The organism is Halomonas sp. A29 (genome assembly GCF_046723295.1).
GTDB lineage: Bacteria > Pseudomonadota > Gammaproteobacteria > Pseudomonadales > Halomonadaceae > Halomonas.
In genome coordinates this window covers 176,826-191,670 of sequence record NZ_JAXQPR010000001.1, presented here as the reverse complement: position 1 = coordinate 191,670, position 14,845 = coordinate 176,826, and the positions used below count along the sequence as shown (strand labels likewise).

Sequence of the window (14,845 nt, the reverse complement as noted above, 5' to 3'; positions counted from 1 at the left end):
CGGCGCAAGAAGGGCATAACATGATTTTTTAATTGCGCTGAAACATTGTTTGTCTATTATGAAAGAGGGTTGATATTCAGCGTGATAGCTTCTCTTTTGCGACTTATGGTTGCTTTTTTGCGACTGCTGATGGAGAGGGCTGACTCTCTGATTTTGATTCTTTCTGTCATAGACCAAGAAAGGAGACATGGCATGGCGATCTTCAAGATCAAGGAAAAGAAACAAGGTGAAGGTGTGTCGGGCGCTGGCGGTGCTGGCGGTGGCGGTATCGATGTCCAGGAGCTGAAGAGCGTCTTCGACGAAGCCGCCAAGAAGTCGATGGAGGTCAGCAAGGTCAAGACCGAGGGTAATACCGAGGTCGATACCGCCAGGGCGGCACGCCCGAACAATTGATGCGGTCACGACGGACGCTGGCAGGGCACCAGCGTCCGTTCGTGCTTGAGGTTCAGGCTGCGCATTGCTGCCGTCATGTCTCGGGATGGGGCCCGGGCGTGGTGGAATTTGATGACAGGTGGCGTTCATGGCTTCCGTGACTTCGTACTTGTTGCCGACGACCGAGGTGTTTTCCACGCTGGAAGTAAGGAGCGGTCTTCACGCGGGGGTTGCCGTGCCGCTCGAACAGCCGGTCTGTCGTATCGGCTCCGCGACCAGCTGCGACGTGATGTTGAGCGATGCCGACCTTGCCAGTGAGCATGTCATCTTGCGCTTCCACGCGCGCATGGTGGCTATCGAGGCGGTTGGCGGTACGGTCGAGGCCAATGGCAAACCCTTGGCGCAAGGCACTGGCTGGCGCACGTCCTTGCCGGTCACCCTTGCCATTGGCGAGGTGAGGCTCACGCTCACCCGCCCTGAGCTGGCGCTTCCGCCAGCCCTGCAGAGCGCCCAACAGGGTGCGTATAAGTTGCAGCGGCGCGTACGGGCGAGTGCGCCTGTGGCATGGGCAGCGCTGAAGCATCGGCTTGCCCCCATGCGGGCTTGTCTACGACGCATTGCCCTACCCATTGTGACGGCTCTTCAAGCCAGGATGGGGCGGTTGTGGTCACGCCTCGAGCGGGTTACGGCTCCTGTAAGCCAACGCCTCGGTCGCTGGCTCGCGCCGCTGGGAAACACCATTGCCCGCCAGTGGCAGCGGGCGCCGATTCCGCTGCGCTGGCGCCAACGCCTGGTTCAGGTGCGCCAGGCGTCACCTGATGTTCTGGCCAGGCCTAGCGCCGCCGTGACGGCACTCTGCACCACTCTCGCAATCGTCGCTATCTACCAGTTCGTCGGTGTCGGCAAGGCCGGGGCCAGTATCTCGGCCAGTGCACTCTATTCCACGGGCATGCTGCATCCGCAGGCGGCCGAGGCGGCCCGTTCGCTGATTGCCGCAGACATTCCTCCCGGCGAGGCACTGGCCCAGCGGCTTGCCGAAGCCGGGCTGAATGCCCTGCAGGTTCGAGACTCCGGTAGCCATCTGGTCGTTGCCGGTGAGTTTCCCCCCGAGCGCTATGACGAATGGCGTGATGTTCAGCATTGGTTCGACCAGCACTACGGCGGCAGTCAGCTGCTGATTAGCGAAGCTCGCCCGGGGCTGTCACCTGACGCTCCTGCTTTCCAGTTCCAGGCGGTGTGGTTCGGCGAGAATCCTTATGTCGTTGGGCCCAGAGGCGAGCGCCTCTACCCCGGTGCGGGCTTGCAGGAGGGCTGGGTGCTGGCCGAGATCGCCGACAACCGCGTCACGGTACGCCGTGGCAGTGATGAATTCTCCCTGACGCTGTAGCGAAAAGCGCTGCCGGCACGGCACCCTTGCCATGGAGGCGACACCATGAGAGTCACCGCCGATCGTATTCATGACGATCATCGTCTCCGCACCAGCTCGGGAACGGTGCCCCATGTCGGCGAGGCCGGCGGCAGCAAGCCCGTCGATCCGGAGCGACAAGCCGATTTCGCCAAGGCAGTGGAGGGCAGCCAGACACGTCGTCAGCAGGGCGGTTCACTGCGGGAGCAGATCGAGCGTTTGGCGCAACCCACCGCCGGCGACCCTTCGCTCTATACCGATGAGCGCAGCATCGGGCTGCTGCAGCACGTCGTCGATGCAGTACTGCCCGAAGTGGATATGCAGGGAGAGGTGGTCGAGCTGGCCGTTCAGTTGCTCAACGAGGAGATCGCACAGCGCCTGGAATGGGTGGAGCGCCGTGCCGAGGCCGAGGAGCTGGAACGATGAGGGAAGGGGACCAAGGAGCGGCGGAGCTGTTGCACATGATGGGACATCTTTACCTCAAGAGCAGTGAAACGAAGCGTGGGCTGGTGCTGTTGCTGATCGCGGCACATATCGCGCCCGATCATGCCGGCATCCTGCACACGTTGGTTCGGGCCTTCATCGCGGTGGGCGATACGCCGAGGGCGCTCGAAGCGATCGATCGCCTCGAGCGGCTGCAAGGGGCTTCGCCCGGGCTGACGTTGCTGCAGAGCCGGGCGCTGTGGGTGGCCGGGCAGAAGGATGAGGCCCGACGGCTTTTCCGCGACTACCTGCAACGGCGGGGGGATGCATGAGCGCGGTTCTGGCAAAGCTCAATCTCGTCGCCCAGCGGGCCGCCCAGCGCAGCGACGTGGTCATCGCGCTGTTCATCGTGCTGGCGGTGGTCATGATGATCATCCCCTTGCCGACGGCCTTGGTGGATGCGCTGATCGGCATCAATATCGGCCTCAGCCTGCTGATCCTCATCGTGGCATTCTATATCTCGCACCCGGTCGAGTACTCTTCGCTGCCACCTATCATCCTGTTGGCCACGCTGTTCCGCCTGGCGCTGTCGATTACCACCACGCGCTTGATCCTGCTCGAGGGCGATGCCGGGCAGATCGTGTCGGCGTTCGGCAATTTCGTCATCGCCGGCGAGGTGATGATCGGGCTGGTGGTGTTCCTGATCATCACCGTGGCCCAGTTCCTGGTGATCACCAAGGGGGCCGAGCGGGTTGCAGAAGTGGCCGCCCGCTTCATTCTCGATGCCATGCCGGGCAAGCAGATGAGCATCGACAACGACCTGCGCAACGGTGACATCGAGCAGGGCGAAGCGCGCAGCCGGCGCCAGCGCCTGGAGCAGGAGAGCCAGCTTTACGGGGCGATGGACGGCGCGATGAAGTTCGTCAAGGGCGATGCCATTGCCGGGCTGGTAATTCTCTGCGTCAACCTGATCGGCGGCTTGTCGATCGGCATGGTCAAGCGGGGCATGTCGTTCGGCGAGGCGGTGAACACCTATTCGCTGCTGACGGTCGGCGACGGGCTCGTGGCGCAAATTCCAGCGCTGCTGATCGCCGTCGGTGCTGGCACCGTGGTGACGCGGGTCAGCTCGAACTCCGGCCACAGCGGCGACCTGGGCAGCGAAATCGTCGGTCAGCTCGGCAGGAGTGCCCGAGCGCTGGGGCTGACCGCCGTCATCCTGTTCTTCGCTGCCTTCGTGCCAGGGTTCGCTTCCGGTGTGTTCCTCACCCTGGCGGCAGGCTTGGGCTTCGCGGCCTTCATCATGCGCCGCCGGGAGCTCAGGCTGGTGGCGCAGGCCGATGCTGGGGGAGAGCTGGCGCCTGCGGGGGCCATGCCGGCAGGTGCCGCTCCCGCAGGGGCCGAAGCGGCACCACCCGCGGAGCCCACGTCGGGTGCCGACACAGCTCCGCAATTGGATGGATCGAATCGCGTGGTGCTTTGCCTGTCGGCCTCGCTGGCTGATGCCCTGTCTCTCGATGCTTTGCGTTGGGAGCTCGACGATGCGCGCCGTCGCGCCGGGGCTAGCCTGGGAATCGAAATGCCGGGAGTCGGCCTGCGCACCGATGCGACACTGGAAGCCCACCACTTTTCCATCGAGCTCGATGAAGTCCCGATCATGAAGGGAGAGTTTCCCGCCGAGCGGGTACTGCTCGACGACGATCCCATGCACCTGGAGTTGCTGGAGATCGAAGCCGTCGAGCACCCGTCACCGTTGGGTCGGCAATCGGGACACTGGGTGTCCGCACAGGAAGTCGAGCGCCTCGATGAAGCCGGGATCGGCTATCGACGGGCCGATCAGGTGTTGTGTCTGTGCCTGGAACGCACCCTGGCTCGCTATGCCGGAGAGTTCGTCGGCATTCAGGAAACCCGCACGCTTCTGTCGCGCATGGAGCAGGACTACGCGGAACTCGTGGGCGAGGCGGTGCGCGTGGTGTCGCTGCAGAAGATCTCGGACATTCTGCGGCGCCTGGTGGATGAGGGCATTCCGCTGCGTGCGCTGCGCACCATCCTCGAGGCCGTGGTGACCTGGGGGCCCCAGGAAGCGAACGTGCCGCGGCTGACCGAGCGGATTCGTGCCGCCCTGTCACGCCAGATCTGTCATCGCTTTGCCCGGGCCGATCGGGTACTGCCGGCCTGGGTGGTGACCCGCCAGCTCGAGGAGGCCATTCGTGCAACGCTGCGTAGTGCCGATGGTGCTGCCAGGAGTGGGAGCGTACCGGCATCGCTGTCGCGCTCCTTGAATCTCTGGTTTCAGCAACGCCTGGAGGCGCTGGATAGCGATGTATCACCTGTGCTTGTAGTGTCCGCCGACGTACGCCCGGTGCTGCAGCAGTGGGCGAAGCGGCATGAGCTGGATCTGCCGGTCATCGCCTGGTCCGAGGTGGCGCCGGAGTTCAGCCTCCAGTCGCTGGCCCAGGTGCGATTGCCGCAAGCGAATCCGCGGGGCGACGGTGAAGCTGCCCAAGCCCCTAAGGGTGAAGCGGAATGAGCAACTCGAACAACAACCCTCCCTCTCAAGGAGCAATGACTGCAATGGCAGCCAGACCCTCGACGCTTTCTTCCTTCCTTGGCACAGTACCTTTCCATTTTCTGGTCCGCTGCCTGGCAATGCTACTGCCATGGCTCGTACTGGCGGTCCCTGCGCAGGCTCAGAATGTCGACCCCGGTGGGGAGCAGGGGCTCACGCTGGAGACCGGGCAAGGGCGAATTCTGCGCTTCGGCGAGCCGGCCGCTTCTGTGTTCGTGGCCGATCCCGATATTGCCGACGTACAGGTCGTCTCTCCGGGAGTGCTCTACCTCTTCGGCAAGGCCCAGGGCGATACCAATCTGATCGTGCTGGGTGCGGACGAGCGTACCCAGGCATCGATGCGCCTGCAGGTGCGTGATGGCGCCCAGGCGGTCAACCAGGCCCTGCAAGGGGCGGGAGGCGGAGCGCCGATTGTGCTGCGCATGGCCGGCAACCAACTGGTAGCGGAGGGCGAAAGTGCGGACGTCGACAGCGCCATCGCCATCCAGTCGACGCTCGAGAGCCATACGCCTGAGCAGGGGCGATCGCTGGATGCCACCACCTACCGGGGTAGCACCCAGATCAACCTGCGCGTGCGCTTCGCCGAAGTGTCGCGTGAAGAGCTGCTGCAGTATGGCGTCAGCTGGAGCGCGCTGATCAATAACGGCTCCCTGTCGCTGGGCGTGCTGCCCGGCTCCCAGGCCGGCATGACCTTCGGCACACTGGGCGCGAGGGGGGACAGCATCGACGGGCTGCTGCAGGCGCTGCAGGAGAACGGGCTGCTGCAGATCCTGGCCGAACCCAACATCACAGCGGTAACCGGTGAAACCGCCAGCTTCCTGGCCGGCGGCGAGATCCCCATCCCGGTACCTGTCAATCGCGACCTAGTCGGCATCGAGTACAAGCAGTTCGGCGTTTCGCTGCTGTTCACGCCGGTGCTGCTGCCAAACGATCGCATTTCGCTGCAGGTGCGCCCCGAGGTAAGCAGCCTGACCAACAGCAGCGTGCAGGTTGGGGGCATCAGCGTGCCGGGGCTGCAGGTTCGGCGCGCCGACACTCTGGTGGAAGTGGGTAGCGGACAAACCTTTGCCATAGCCGGCCTGTTCCAGCGCGACACCTTCAACAACATCGAGCGTATTCCCGTGCTGGGCGATATCCCGATCCTCGGCAACCTGTTCCGCTCGCGCCGCTTCCAGCGCAACGAAACCGAGCTGGTGATCCTGATTACCCCCTATATCGTCGAACCTACCTCGGCGCCGGTGCGGTTGCCGATGGACCATGCCCGGGTCGTTGGTGACGAGGGAAGGCTCGATACGAGCAGTGCCTATCGGGTCGTGAGCGACGATCCCTTCGGCTTCCACCTGCAATGAACAAGGAGAACGAAGGCATGCGCTATTACACAGGCCTGCGACCCTGGCAACTACTCCCCTTGGCGCTGTTGCTGAGCGGCTGTGTCTCGTCCATGGGGCCGATCTCCTGGGATACCGGTTATCGGCAGGTGAGCGAACCAGAGGGGAGTGATACGGAGTCGTTGCGGCGTGCCATCGCGCCCAATACCTGCCGGGTCTCCCCTGGGCAGGCCGGCATCGTGCCCCTGCCACCTGGCTGCGCCAATGACCTCAATCTGCAAGCCATGGTCGAGCGCCCCGGCGACCTGCTCCACGGCCGCGAGATGGGGCCAGCGAGGGGTGGTCCGGTAGCGGCGGCGGCCCGCGAGCGCCTGGAAGACAGGGAGCGTGCCAATAGTCGCCGTGTTGCGCTCGAGTCTGAAGCGCGCGGCTCTTCCAGCCGCAGCGCCACCACGGGGGGCCTGTGAGCGTTAGCCTGCAGCTACGCCTTCCCTGGGGCACTTGGCCCCAGGGGGGGCGTTACCGTGCCATGGCCAGGCCCATGGCGCGGGCCCGGCTGGCGGGGTCCGCGATCTCGCCGATGCGCGAGGCCTGCTCGATCAGCGCATGGCGCTGGCTGGCAGACATTTCGGGCAGTGCGATGCTGTTTGCCTGCTCCAGATCCTGGGCCAGTACCAGCACCAGAATCATGTTGCGGAAGTGTCTCTCCTCTGCCAGCGGTGAGTCGCTGACACGACGCATCAGCTCGATGGCTTCATTGCTGTCGCCTGCCAATGAATGCGCCAGCGCCAGGTTGGTGAGGGCATCGGGGCTGTGCGGTGAGAGCGCTACCGCCTGCGAGAAGGCGTGTTGCGCCGATTCTCCCTGGCCCATCAGGGCTTGGGCGGCACCCAGGCGGCTCCAGGCCGCCAGGGTGTTCACCTCTGGGGCCGCCTTCTGCAGGTTGCGTACCGCGCTCTCGGTTTCACCGAGCCGCAGCTGGGCCGTGCCCAGCCCCAGCAGGGCATCGGCGTTTTCGATATCCAGCCTGAGAGCGGTGCGGAAGGAGGCCTTGGCGGCTTCCGCATTGCCAGCGGCGAGCCGTGCATTGCCGAGACGCACGTGGATCTGCGGGTCATCGGCAGAAAGCTCTGCCGCCCGCTCGTACATGGCGGCGGCCGTGGCGTGGTCGCCGCGTTGGCCGATGTTATCCGCCAGGCTGAGTAGGCGGGCCTCTTCCCCGCTCGGGCCGCTGCCGATGGTAGAGCAGGCGCTGAGCGCCAGGCAGGAGAGCAGCAGAGTGGCCATTTGTATGTCGTTGCGTATCACCGATGAAACCTCCTCGTACGTGAAAGCACGCCCCGAATTTGCTTGTCACCAAACACGTTTTCCAAAGAATTGTCCGTTATGGGTATTCCAGGAAAGGCCGTCTGCTTTCCAAGCAAAGGCGTTTCGATATTACTGCACCTATTTCCTTCTTGGTATAGGGGAAGGTCTCTCTTTTATGTATTCGTTTATGTTGAAACTCTTTTCGCCATCAAGACGCAATGGCTGCGCAGCTTTTGCCATTTTTGGCGCGGGATTCTTCGCTGTTCCTGGAAATTGCATGGCGGAGGAACCATCAAATGGATGGCCAATGGAGGAGTGGAAGGAGCGCGAGTATCGCTACGTCATCATCGACCAGGACGTGCGCGACGTGCTCCGCGAAATGGGGCACAACCTGTCGCTTCCCGTAGAGATTTCGCGTGAAGTGAAAGGCCGGGTGCGAGGTGATATACGCGCCGGTAGCGCCGAGGAATTCCTCGAGCGAGTGAGCGCGGCCAACGGCCTGGCCTGGTTCTTCGATGGTGGTGTACTGCATGTCGCTACGCGAGGAGAGATGACCCAGCGCCGCTTCGAACTCAATGGAATCGACTCGCAGCGCCTGATGGAGGACATAGAAAGATCCCGTGTCGGCTCGCCCCTGCGGGTGCGACTGGTGGACGGCGGCTCGACGCTCCAGGCCTGGGGGCCGCCGGCATGGATAGACAACGTGGCCAGGCACGTCGAGCGCTTGCGCCAACCGACCCCGCGCGGTCCATCCGGTGTTCGGGTATTCCGTGGCGGAACCACTGAGACCGCCGTCAACGAATGACGGTGACAACAAAGAAAAGGCAAAGGAGGTAGTGATCATGGCGACTGAACCCGTAGGTGCACCCGGTGGCAGCGACCTGTCCAGCACGGATCAGCAGGCTTTCGATGCTGCCGTGGAGAATGCACAGGTCCAGGCCATCGTCGGCCAGGCGGTGGGATCCCTGGCGATGATGCACCTGATGGACTATGCCGGCGACATGCTCAAGGACGAGGGCTGAGGTCGCAGGCCATGGCATGAGCGCGGCAGGCGATGTCTGCCGTTCAGGCACACGTGATGAGGTGATTCGTGATGATGTCTGCGATGACGACAGGCGCGACGCCTGCCCCGATGACGGAGGGCGTGGCGAATTCCGGAACGCTTGCCGAGCAGAATCTGTTCGAGCATATGGCGCGCGTTTCCGGTTCGACCCTGCAGGCGGTGACCCCGGCCGAGCTGGGCGAGAACATCCTCAATCGGCTGGAAGGCACTTTCGAGCGGATGCAGGCGTTCTCTTCCGGCCAGGGTGGCGAGGGGAGTAGCGCCTCCCAGCCGGTGGCGAGGGGAGAGGGCGCTGAGGGGGGCGATGCCGAAGCGCTGGGTGACGCCCAGTTCGAACGAATGATCGAAGCGTTCGGCACGATGTTCGACCACGCGGTCGAGGCGCGATTGATGGCGTCCTGTGCTGCCCAGACGTCGGGTGCCTGTTCGACGTTGCTACGAGGATAATGCGCTTGCGACTCGCCCAACGATGCCGGGGCTTGCTCCGAGCGCTGCCGATCCTCGCCATGGCGCTGCTGCTGCAGGCCTGTGACACCGAGCTCTACACCGATCTTAGTGAGCGCGAGGCCAACGTCATGGTGGCGACGCTGGCCAGGCATGGCATTCCCGCCAAGCGGGTTGCCGCCGATGGCGGCCGCATGACCGTTACCGTCGACAAGGATCGCTTTGCCGAGGCGGTGGAGATACTGGATCGCCTGGGGCTGCCCCAGGAGCGCTATTCCAACCTGGGCGACATCTTCCAGGGCAATAGCCTGGTCTCGTCGCCGGTGCAGGAGCGTGCGCAGATGCTCTATGCGCTCAGCGAAGAGCTGTCGCATACGGTGTCGCAGATCGACGGTGTACTCACCGCGCGCGTGCATGTCGTTCTTCCCGAGAATGACCTGATGCGCCAGAACAGCACGCCCTCGTCGGCCTCGGTATTCATTCGTCACGCGCCCGAGCTCGAGGTAGGGCCGCTGATACCGCGGATCAAGACCCTGGTGGCCAATGGCATTGCCGGGCTCTCCTACGACAACGTCTCGGTGGTGCCGGTGGCGGCCGTGAGGCTGGAGTCACGGGTGGAGGTCTCGCCATCCCAGACGAGCGCTTTTCTCGGCATCGCCATGCCGGCGAGCAGCGCCGGAAGGCTCAGTTGGCTCTTCGGTACCTTCATCGTCCTGCTGCTGGGCCTGGGCGCGGCGGTGGGGTGGATGGTTTGGCAGAGGCGTCGGCGTGCCCCCTACGACCTGGAGCCACCCGCATGAGCGAAGCGAATACCGCCGCCGAACGGGGGCCGTCAGCCGCGGCTTGGCGATCTTTCGTCGAGGCACCGACGCGCTGCGTTGCACGTCCTTGGCTGCATGCGTGTCTGGGCGGAATCGCCGACGATGCCACCCTGGAAGTGCTGGCGCGCCATCCCCGCTTTCAAAGCCGCCTGGCGCAGCGATTGATCGACCGGCATGGCCTGACGCCGCCCGAGGCGATGCCCGTACCCACCGAAGAGGATGCACGGCTACTGGTATTGCCAGCGCAGGCCGGTGTCACGCTGGTTCATTATTGCGGTGTGATCTGCCATGCCACCGCCTTCGTACGTGAAATTCGCGCACCGCGAGTAGTGGCACTCAAGGAGCGCTTCGGCGCCGCCGCCTTCGCCGCCGCGCTGGCCAACCGCGAACTGTCGGTGGCGGCAGCGAGCGGTGACGACATCGAGACGCTGGCGCGGGAGGTACGCCGCGATGGGCAGGCCTGCGTCTCGGCCTGGCTGGCGCTGCAACCGCCCGAACTCGCCGCCTGGCTGAGGTTGGGGCCGACCGCAAATTTGCCGGAGGAGGCGCAGGACGCTACCCCCGAGGTTTACCAGCAGGGGCCACGCATCGTGCGCTGCGCCGCCGCCATCGTGGGTGCCGAGATCAGGGAGTCAGAGCATGCATCAACTGCCGACACGTCCGGGTAAGGTCATCCTGCGTAGCGATGAGGCCCAGGCCTGGATTGATGGCTATGCCTTTCTCGAGCGTGCCCGGGCGAACGCCAGGGAGGTGGAGTCGAGGACCCGACATACCGCGGCCAGCGCCTATGCCGACGGCTTCGAAGAAGGGCGCCGGGAAGGCGAAGCCCAGGCAGCCGAGCTGTTGGCGCAGGCCACCCAGCGGGTGGAGCGCTACCTGGCGGGGCTCGACCAGGCGCTGGCCGAACTCTCCCTGCGCATGGTGCGCCGTATCCTGGGTGAGTACGACGACGCCGAGCTGGTGAGTCGCTGCGCGCGCCAGGCCCTGCGCGAATTCCGCCACGACATGCGGGTCAGCGTGCGCGTCGCGCCGGAGCGGGTGGCGGCCGTCGAAGCGCTGTTGGCTCAGGGGCCGTCGATACCCGAAGGCCCTGCCTATCGTGTCGAAGGCGATGCGCAACTGGGTCCGGGCCAGTGCCTGCTGGTCAGCCCGGTGGCGATCGTCGATGTCGGGCTCGATGCCCAGCTGACCGCCCTGCGCCGAGCGCTGACGAGTGGCCAGGAGCCGCAGCCATGACGCCCCCAAAGATCGACCTAGATGCGCTGCTGCCGCGGCTGGGTGCGCGGCTGGAAGATGCCAAACTGCGTCCGGTGCATGGCCGTGTGCGGCGCATTCGCGGCCTGCTGGTGCACGCCAGCGTCGACGGCACCGGCATCGGTGAGCTGTGCTACCTGCGTGACCCGTTGAGCGGACGCCATGTCGCCGCCGAGGTGATCGGCTTCGAGGAGGAGCACGCCATCCTCTCGCCCATCGGCGACCTGCAGGGCATGTCCACCCGGGCCGAGGTCATCGCTACCGGAGGGCCACAGGGCGTGCCGGTGGGGGAGGCGTTGCTGGGACGGGTGATCAGCCCGCTGGGCACCTTCATCGATGCCGCGCCGGAGCGCGATGTCGATACCTTGCGCATCTGCCCTGTGCATGCTGAACCGCCCAGTCCCCTGGCGCGCCAGCTGATCCAGCATCCGCTGGCGCTGGGCATTCGCGCCATCGATGGCCTGCTGACCGTGGCGCGTGGTCAGCGTATCGGCATCTTCGGCGAGCCCGGGGTGGGCAAGTCGTCGCTTCTTTCTGCCATCGTGCGCGGCAGCGAGGCGGAGGTCATCGTGCTGGGGTTGGTCGGCGAACGTGGCCGTGAAGTGCGCGAGCTGCTGGACGTGCAGCTCGATGCCAAGGCCCGACAACGTACGGTCTGCGTGGTGGCCACGTCCGATCGCCCGGCTATCGAGCGGGCACGGGCCGCCATGGTCGCTACCACCGTGGCGGAACACTTCCGTGACCAGGGGCGCGACGTCCTGCTGCTGGTCGACAGCATCACACGCTTTGCCCGCGCCCAGCGCGAGATCGGCCTGGCCGCCGGCGAACCGCCAACCCGGCGTGGCTATCCGCCTTCGCTCTTCGCCGCCTTGCCGCGCCTGCTGGAGCGGGCGGGTCCCGGCGCCCGCGGCAGTATCACTGCACTCTATACCGTGCTCACCGAGGGCGACGGTAGCCTCGATCCGGTCGCCGAGGAGACACGCGCCATCCTCGACGGCCACATCGTGCTCAGTGCCGACCTGGCCAAGCGCGACCATTTTCCTGCCATCGACGTCCTCGCCAGCCGTAGTCGCCTGATGGATACGGTCATCTCGAACGAACAGCGTCGCAATGCCAGTCGGATTCGCGATCTGCTGGCGCGCCACCGCGACGTCGAGCTGTTGCTGCAGGTCGGCGAGTACCGCGAGGGCAACGATCCTCATACCGACGAGGCGGTTGCCAGGCATGCCGCCATCGAAGCCTTCCTGCGCCAGAGCGAGGGGGAGCACAGCAACTTCGAGGAGACCCTGAAGCGCATGAACGAGCTGTTGTCATGACCGACCGCTTCCGACTCGAGCAACTCATGGCGCTGCGCGAGCGACGCGAACGCCAGGCCGCAGCAGCCCTGATGGCGCAGCAGCGGCGTTGTCGGGACGAGGCTCGCCGCATCGACGAACTCGGCCTTGCCCTGGCGCGCGAGCAGAGCGATTTCGATCGGCTCGAGCAGGCATGGTTCGAGGCGGCGGAGGGATCCACCCTGTCGCCGGCGGAGCTGGAGCAGGCGCGCCAGGCCATTGACGATCATCAGAGGCGCCAGATCGAACTGGCCGAAGCACGTGCGGCAGCCGAGCGGGAGCGAAGCCGGTTGCTCGAGGAGTGCTCCCGGCAGGCCGAGGTCTGGAAGCAGCGTTCCCATGCCCGAGAGGCGTTGGAGAAGCTGTCCGAGCGGCGCGAGCTGAGCGATCGCATCGTGCAGGAGGGCCGCCTCGAGGCGGACCTCGAAGACACCTTGCCGCGCGGAGGGCCGGAATGGCGAAGCTAGACCTGATGGCGGCGGCGGGGCGACAGGATTCGGCAGCGAGGGAAGGGAGCATGGCCGTGGCGGCGCGACTGCCCCGGTTGTCGCCGGAGCAGGTGGCCATGCTCAACGCGCTGCATCGCCCTCGCCCCGCACTTGTTCTCTCCCTGGGCGAGCGGGCGCTGCGGCTATCCGTGGTCCCGGAGGTTGAGCCGTCCGTTCTGCCCGTGACCTTGGGATTGTCGATCGGCAGCGCTCCCGCGCTGCTGCATCTCTGCCATGACAGCCTGGCGCTATTGACCGATCGCCTGGCGCTGCGCGCTGGGCTGGAGGCATGCGAACCCGATCTCACGGCACTGTGGCTGGAGTACGCCCTGCTGGAGTGGATCGAGCCCCTGGAAGCGCGCTTGGGTGTTGCCCTGCGGCTGGACGCGGCGCCTCCCCCGAGCGGGGAGATCGCGGCCATGCGCATCTCGTTGCATCTGGAGGCCGATGGGCGCACCGGCCAACTGGCCCTGACCTTGGGCGCTGCCGCGATGAGGGCCATCGCACCGCTGCTGGAGGCACTTCCCGCCGTCGAACCCAGGCCCTGCTCGGCGTTGTCCCTTCCCGTGCAGTGGATTGCCGGCCATCAGCGACTGCGGCTGGACGAGCTGCGCAGCCTGATGCCGGGAGACGTGGTGCTGCTCGAGCGCCCGACCAGGGCGTTGGCGTTCGCCGGGCGTCCAATGGCCGAGGTGACAGAGAAAGAGGATGGCCTGCATCTGCTGGCGTCGCCGATGGCCGGGCATGGCGACGACCTCAATGCACCCCCATCAACAAGAACCGACAGCGATTCCCTCGGTAACAATCCCTTCAATAATGGCAGGAGGCGTGACGACATGGCAGAAAACCCTCGTAGCCCGAAACCGCCACCCACGGATGCGGCGGCCCTGGATAGCCTGCCGATGCGTCTGGTGTGTGAACTCGGCCGTCTGGAGCTCTCGCTCGGCGAGCTGCGTGAGTTGGGTCCGGGGAGCGTGTTGCCGCTGTCCCGACCGGCGGGAGAAGCCGTGGACCTGGTCGTCAATGGGCGACCCATGGGGCAGGGGCGGCTGGTGGAGATCGGCGATAGCTTGGGCGTGCAGATCGTGAGGTTCATGGGCGATGAATGAGTTCGAGCCCAACCTGGTCGGCATGATCATTGTCATGGCCGGCCTGGGGCTGCTGCCCCTGGCGGTGGTGACCATGACCTCATTTCTCAAGATCGCCGTGGTGCTGTTTCTGATTCGCAATGCCCTGGGCATCCAGCAAACGCCGCCCAACCTGGTGCTGTACGGCATCGCCCTGGTACTGACGGTCTACATCACCACGCCGCTCGTTGGCGAGATCGCCTATCGGCTCGAGAACCATGGCGGCTCGTTGGAGAGCATCGAGGACATCCGCGAGACCGGAGCGCTGCTGCGCGAACCGCTCCAGGAGTACCTGTCGCTCTACGCCAACGAGCGTGAGCGTGCCTTCTTCATCGATGCCACGCAGAACATTTGGTCGGAGCAAGCGCGTGAGAATCTTCAGGACGACGACCTGGTGGTGTTGATCCCGGCCTTCGTCACCTCCGAACTTGTGCGTGCCTTCGAGATCGGTTTTCTGATCTACATCCCGTTCCTGGTCATCGACCTGGTGGTAGCCAACGTGCTCATGGCGATGGGCATGGTGATGGTCGCGCCGCCACTGATCTCGGTACCGCTGAAGATCTTCCTGTTCGTTGCCGTGGACGGCTGGTCGCGCCTGATGCATGGCCTGATACTCAGCTACGGAGGCTAGCCACCGTGACCGGCGAGATCTTCCTCACGCTGATGAACAATGCCCTGTGGACCGTGCTGCTGCTCTCCGCGCCTGCGCTGCTGGCAGCCATCGTGATCGGTTTCGGCATCGGCCTGCTGCAGGCACTGACGCAGATTCAGGACCAGTCCCTGCCCCAGGCGGTCAAGGTCATCGTGATCATGCTGGTGCTAATCGTGGGAGGGCCGCTGCTGGTAGGGCAGCTCGTCAACCTGACCGACCAGGTGCTGGACAACTTTGCCGCCTGGACGCGCTGAGGTCGC

The 14,845-nt window shown here is 65.0% G+C and carries 19 protein-coding genes; 18 read left to right on the top strand and 1 reads right to left on the bottom strand.

The genetic code is table 11. From position 1 onward, the window contains the following. The first annotated feature begins 192 nt into the window (after positions 1–192). The 7 genes from SPH52_RS00950 (at position 193) to SPH52_RS00920 (ending at position 6,561) form a co-directional block, all read left to right on the top strand. Positions 193–393, top strand: a complete 201-nt coding sequence (locus SPH52_RS00950) for a hypothetical protein (RefSeq protein ID WP_411793118.1) — start codon at positions 193–195, stop codon at positions 391–393. Positions 394–520: 127 nt separating this feature from the next. Further along, entirely contained in the window at positions 521–1,759 is a 1,239-nt protein-coding gene (locus SPH52_RS00945) for an FHA domain-containing protein (protein WP_411793117.1), read from the top strand. Positions 1,760–1,804: 45 nt separating this feature from the next. Continuing rightward, entirely contained in the window at positions 1,805–2,203 is a 399-nt protein-coding gene (locus SPH52_RS00940; protein WP_411793116.1) for a hypothetical protein, read from the top strand. After that, the gene (locus SPH52_RS00935; RefSeq protein ID WP_411793115.1) at positions 2,200–2,532 is read left to right on the top strand and encodes a hypothetical protein; all 333 of its coding nucleotides are present in this window, start codon (positions 2,200–2,202) and stop codon (positions 2,530–2,532) included. Before SPH52_RS00940 ends, SPH52_RS00935 begins: the two co-directional genes overlap by 4 nt. Then, a complete protein-coding gene (gene sctV / locus SPH52_RS00930; protein ID WP_411793114.1) occupies positions 2,529–4,727 on the top strand; it encodes a type III secretion system export apparatus subunit SctV in 2,199 nt (732 codons plus the stop codon). The genes SPH52_RS00935 and sctV overlap by 4 nt, the downstream gene beginning before the upstream one ends. Before the next feature lie 44 nt (positions 4,728–4,771). Beyond that, positions 4,772–6,115: a type II and III secretion system protein family protein gene (locus SPH52_RS00925; protein ID WP_411793113.1), complete on the top strand. Its 1,344-nt coding sequence runs from the start codon at positions 4,772–4,774 to the stop codon at positions 6,113–6,115. A gap of 17 nt (positions 6,116–6,132) precedes the next feature. Beyond that, a complete protein-coding gene (locus SPH52_RS00920) occupies positions 6,133–6,561 on the top strand; it encodes a hypothetical protein (RefSeq protein ID WP_411793112.1) in 429 nt (142 codons plus the stop codon). A 52-nt stretch (positions 6,562–6,613) separates the two neighbouring features. Here the strand turns inward: SPH52_RS00920 and SPH52_RS00915 are convergent, their stop codons facing one another. Continuing rightward, positions 6,614–7,381, bottom strand: a complete 768-nt coding sequence (locus SPH52_RS00915) for a tetratricopeptide repeat protein (RefSeq protein WP_411793111.1) — start codon at positions 7,379–7,381, stop codon at positions 6,614–6,616. 328 nt (positions 7,382–7,709) lie between these two features. On the opposite strand from SPH52_RS00915, the gene SPH52_RS00910 reads away from it, so the two are divergent. The 11 genes from SPH52_RS00910 to SPH52_RS00860 all read left to right on the top strand — a co-directional run bounded on the left by SPH52_RS00910 (position 7,710) and on the right by SPH52_RS00860 (position 14,839). After that, positions 7,710–8,207 carry a hypothetical protein gene (locus tag SPH52_RS00910; RefSeq protein ID WP_411793110.1) on the top strand — a complete coding sequence of 166 codons (498 nt, stop codon included), beginning with the start codon at positions 7,710–7,712 and terminating at the stop codon, positions 8,205–8,207. 37 nt (positions 8,208–8,244) lie between these two features. Further along, on the top strand, positions 8,245–8,424 hold the full coding sequence (locus tag SPH52_RS00905; protein ID WP_411793109.1) for a hypothetical protein: 180 nt from the start codon (positions 8,245–8,247) through the stop codon (positions 8,422–8,424). Positions 8,425–8,507: 83 nt separating this feature from the next. Beyond that, positions 8,508–8,912 (top strand): hypothetical protein, encoded by a 405-nt coding sequence (locus tag SPH52_RS00900; RefSeq protein WP_411793108.1) that lies wholly within the window; start codon positions 8,508–8,510, stop codon positions 8,910–8,912. Positions 8,913–8,944: 32 nt separating this feature from the next. Beyond that, positions 8,945–9,709, top strand: coding sequence for a type III secretion system inner membrane ring lipoprotein SctJ (gene sctJ, locus SPH52_RS00895; RefSeq protein WP_411793107.1), 765 nt, complete (start codon positions 8,945–8,947; stop codon positions 9,707–9,709). Further along, a complete protein-coding gene (locus SPH52_RS00890; RefSeq protein WP_411793106.1) occupies positions 9,706–10,398 on the top strand; it encodes a hypothetical protein in 693 nt (230 codons plus the stop codon). Before sctJ ends, SPH52_RS00890 begins: the two co-directional genes overlap by 4 nt. Beyond that, positions 10,370–10,966 carry a type III secretion system stator protein SctL gene (gene sctL, locus SPH52_RS00885; RefSeq protein WP_411793105.1) on the top strand — a complete coding sequence of 199 codons (597 nt, stop codon included), beginning with the start codon at positions 10,370–10,372 and terminating at the stop codon, positions 10,964–10,966. The genes SPH52_RS00890 and sctL overlap by 29 nt, the downstream gene beginning before the upstream one ends. Then, complete coding sequence (locus SPH52_RS00880; RefSeq protein ID WP_411793104.1) at positions 10,963–12,300, top strand: FliI/YscN family ATPase; 1,338 nt, start codon at positions 10,963–10,965, stop codon at positions 12,298–12,300. The genes sctL and SPH52_RS00880 overlap by 4 nt, the downstream gene beginning before the upstream one ends. After that, positions 12,297–12,785 (top strand): hypothetical protein, encoded by a 489-nt coding sequence (locus SPH52_RS00875; RefSeq protein ID WP_411793103.1) that lies wholly within the window; start codon positions 12,297–12,299, stop codon positions 12,783–12,785. Before SPH52_RS00880 ends, SPH52_RS00875 begins: the two co-directional genes overlap by 4 nt. Next, a complete protein-coding gene (gene sctQ, locus SPH52_RS00870) occupies positions 12,773–13,915 on the top strand; it encodes a type III secretion system cytoplasmic ring protein SctQ (protein ID WP_411793102.1) in 1,143 nt (380 codons plus the stop codon). Before SPH52_RS00875 ends, sctQ begins: the two co-directional genes overlap by 13 nt. Next, positions 13,908–14,564, top strand: a complete 657-nt coding sequence (sctR, locus tag SPH52_RS00865) for a type III secretion system export apparatus subunit SctR (RefSeq protein ID WP_411793101.1) — start codon at positions 13,908–13,910, stop codon at positions 14,562–14,564. The genes sctQ and sctR overlap by 8 nt, the downstream gene beginning before the upstream one ends. 5 nt (positions 14,565–14,569) lie before the next feature. Continuing rightward, on the top strand, positions 14,570–14,839 hold the full coding sequence (locus SPH52_RS00860) for an EscS/YscS/HrcS family type III secretion system export apparatus protein (RefSeq protein WP_411793100.1): 270 nt from the start codon (positions 14,570–14,572) through the stop codon (positions 14,837–14,839). The last annotated feature ends 6 nt before the right edge of the window (positions 14,840–14,845 follow it).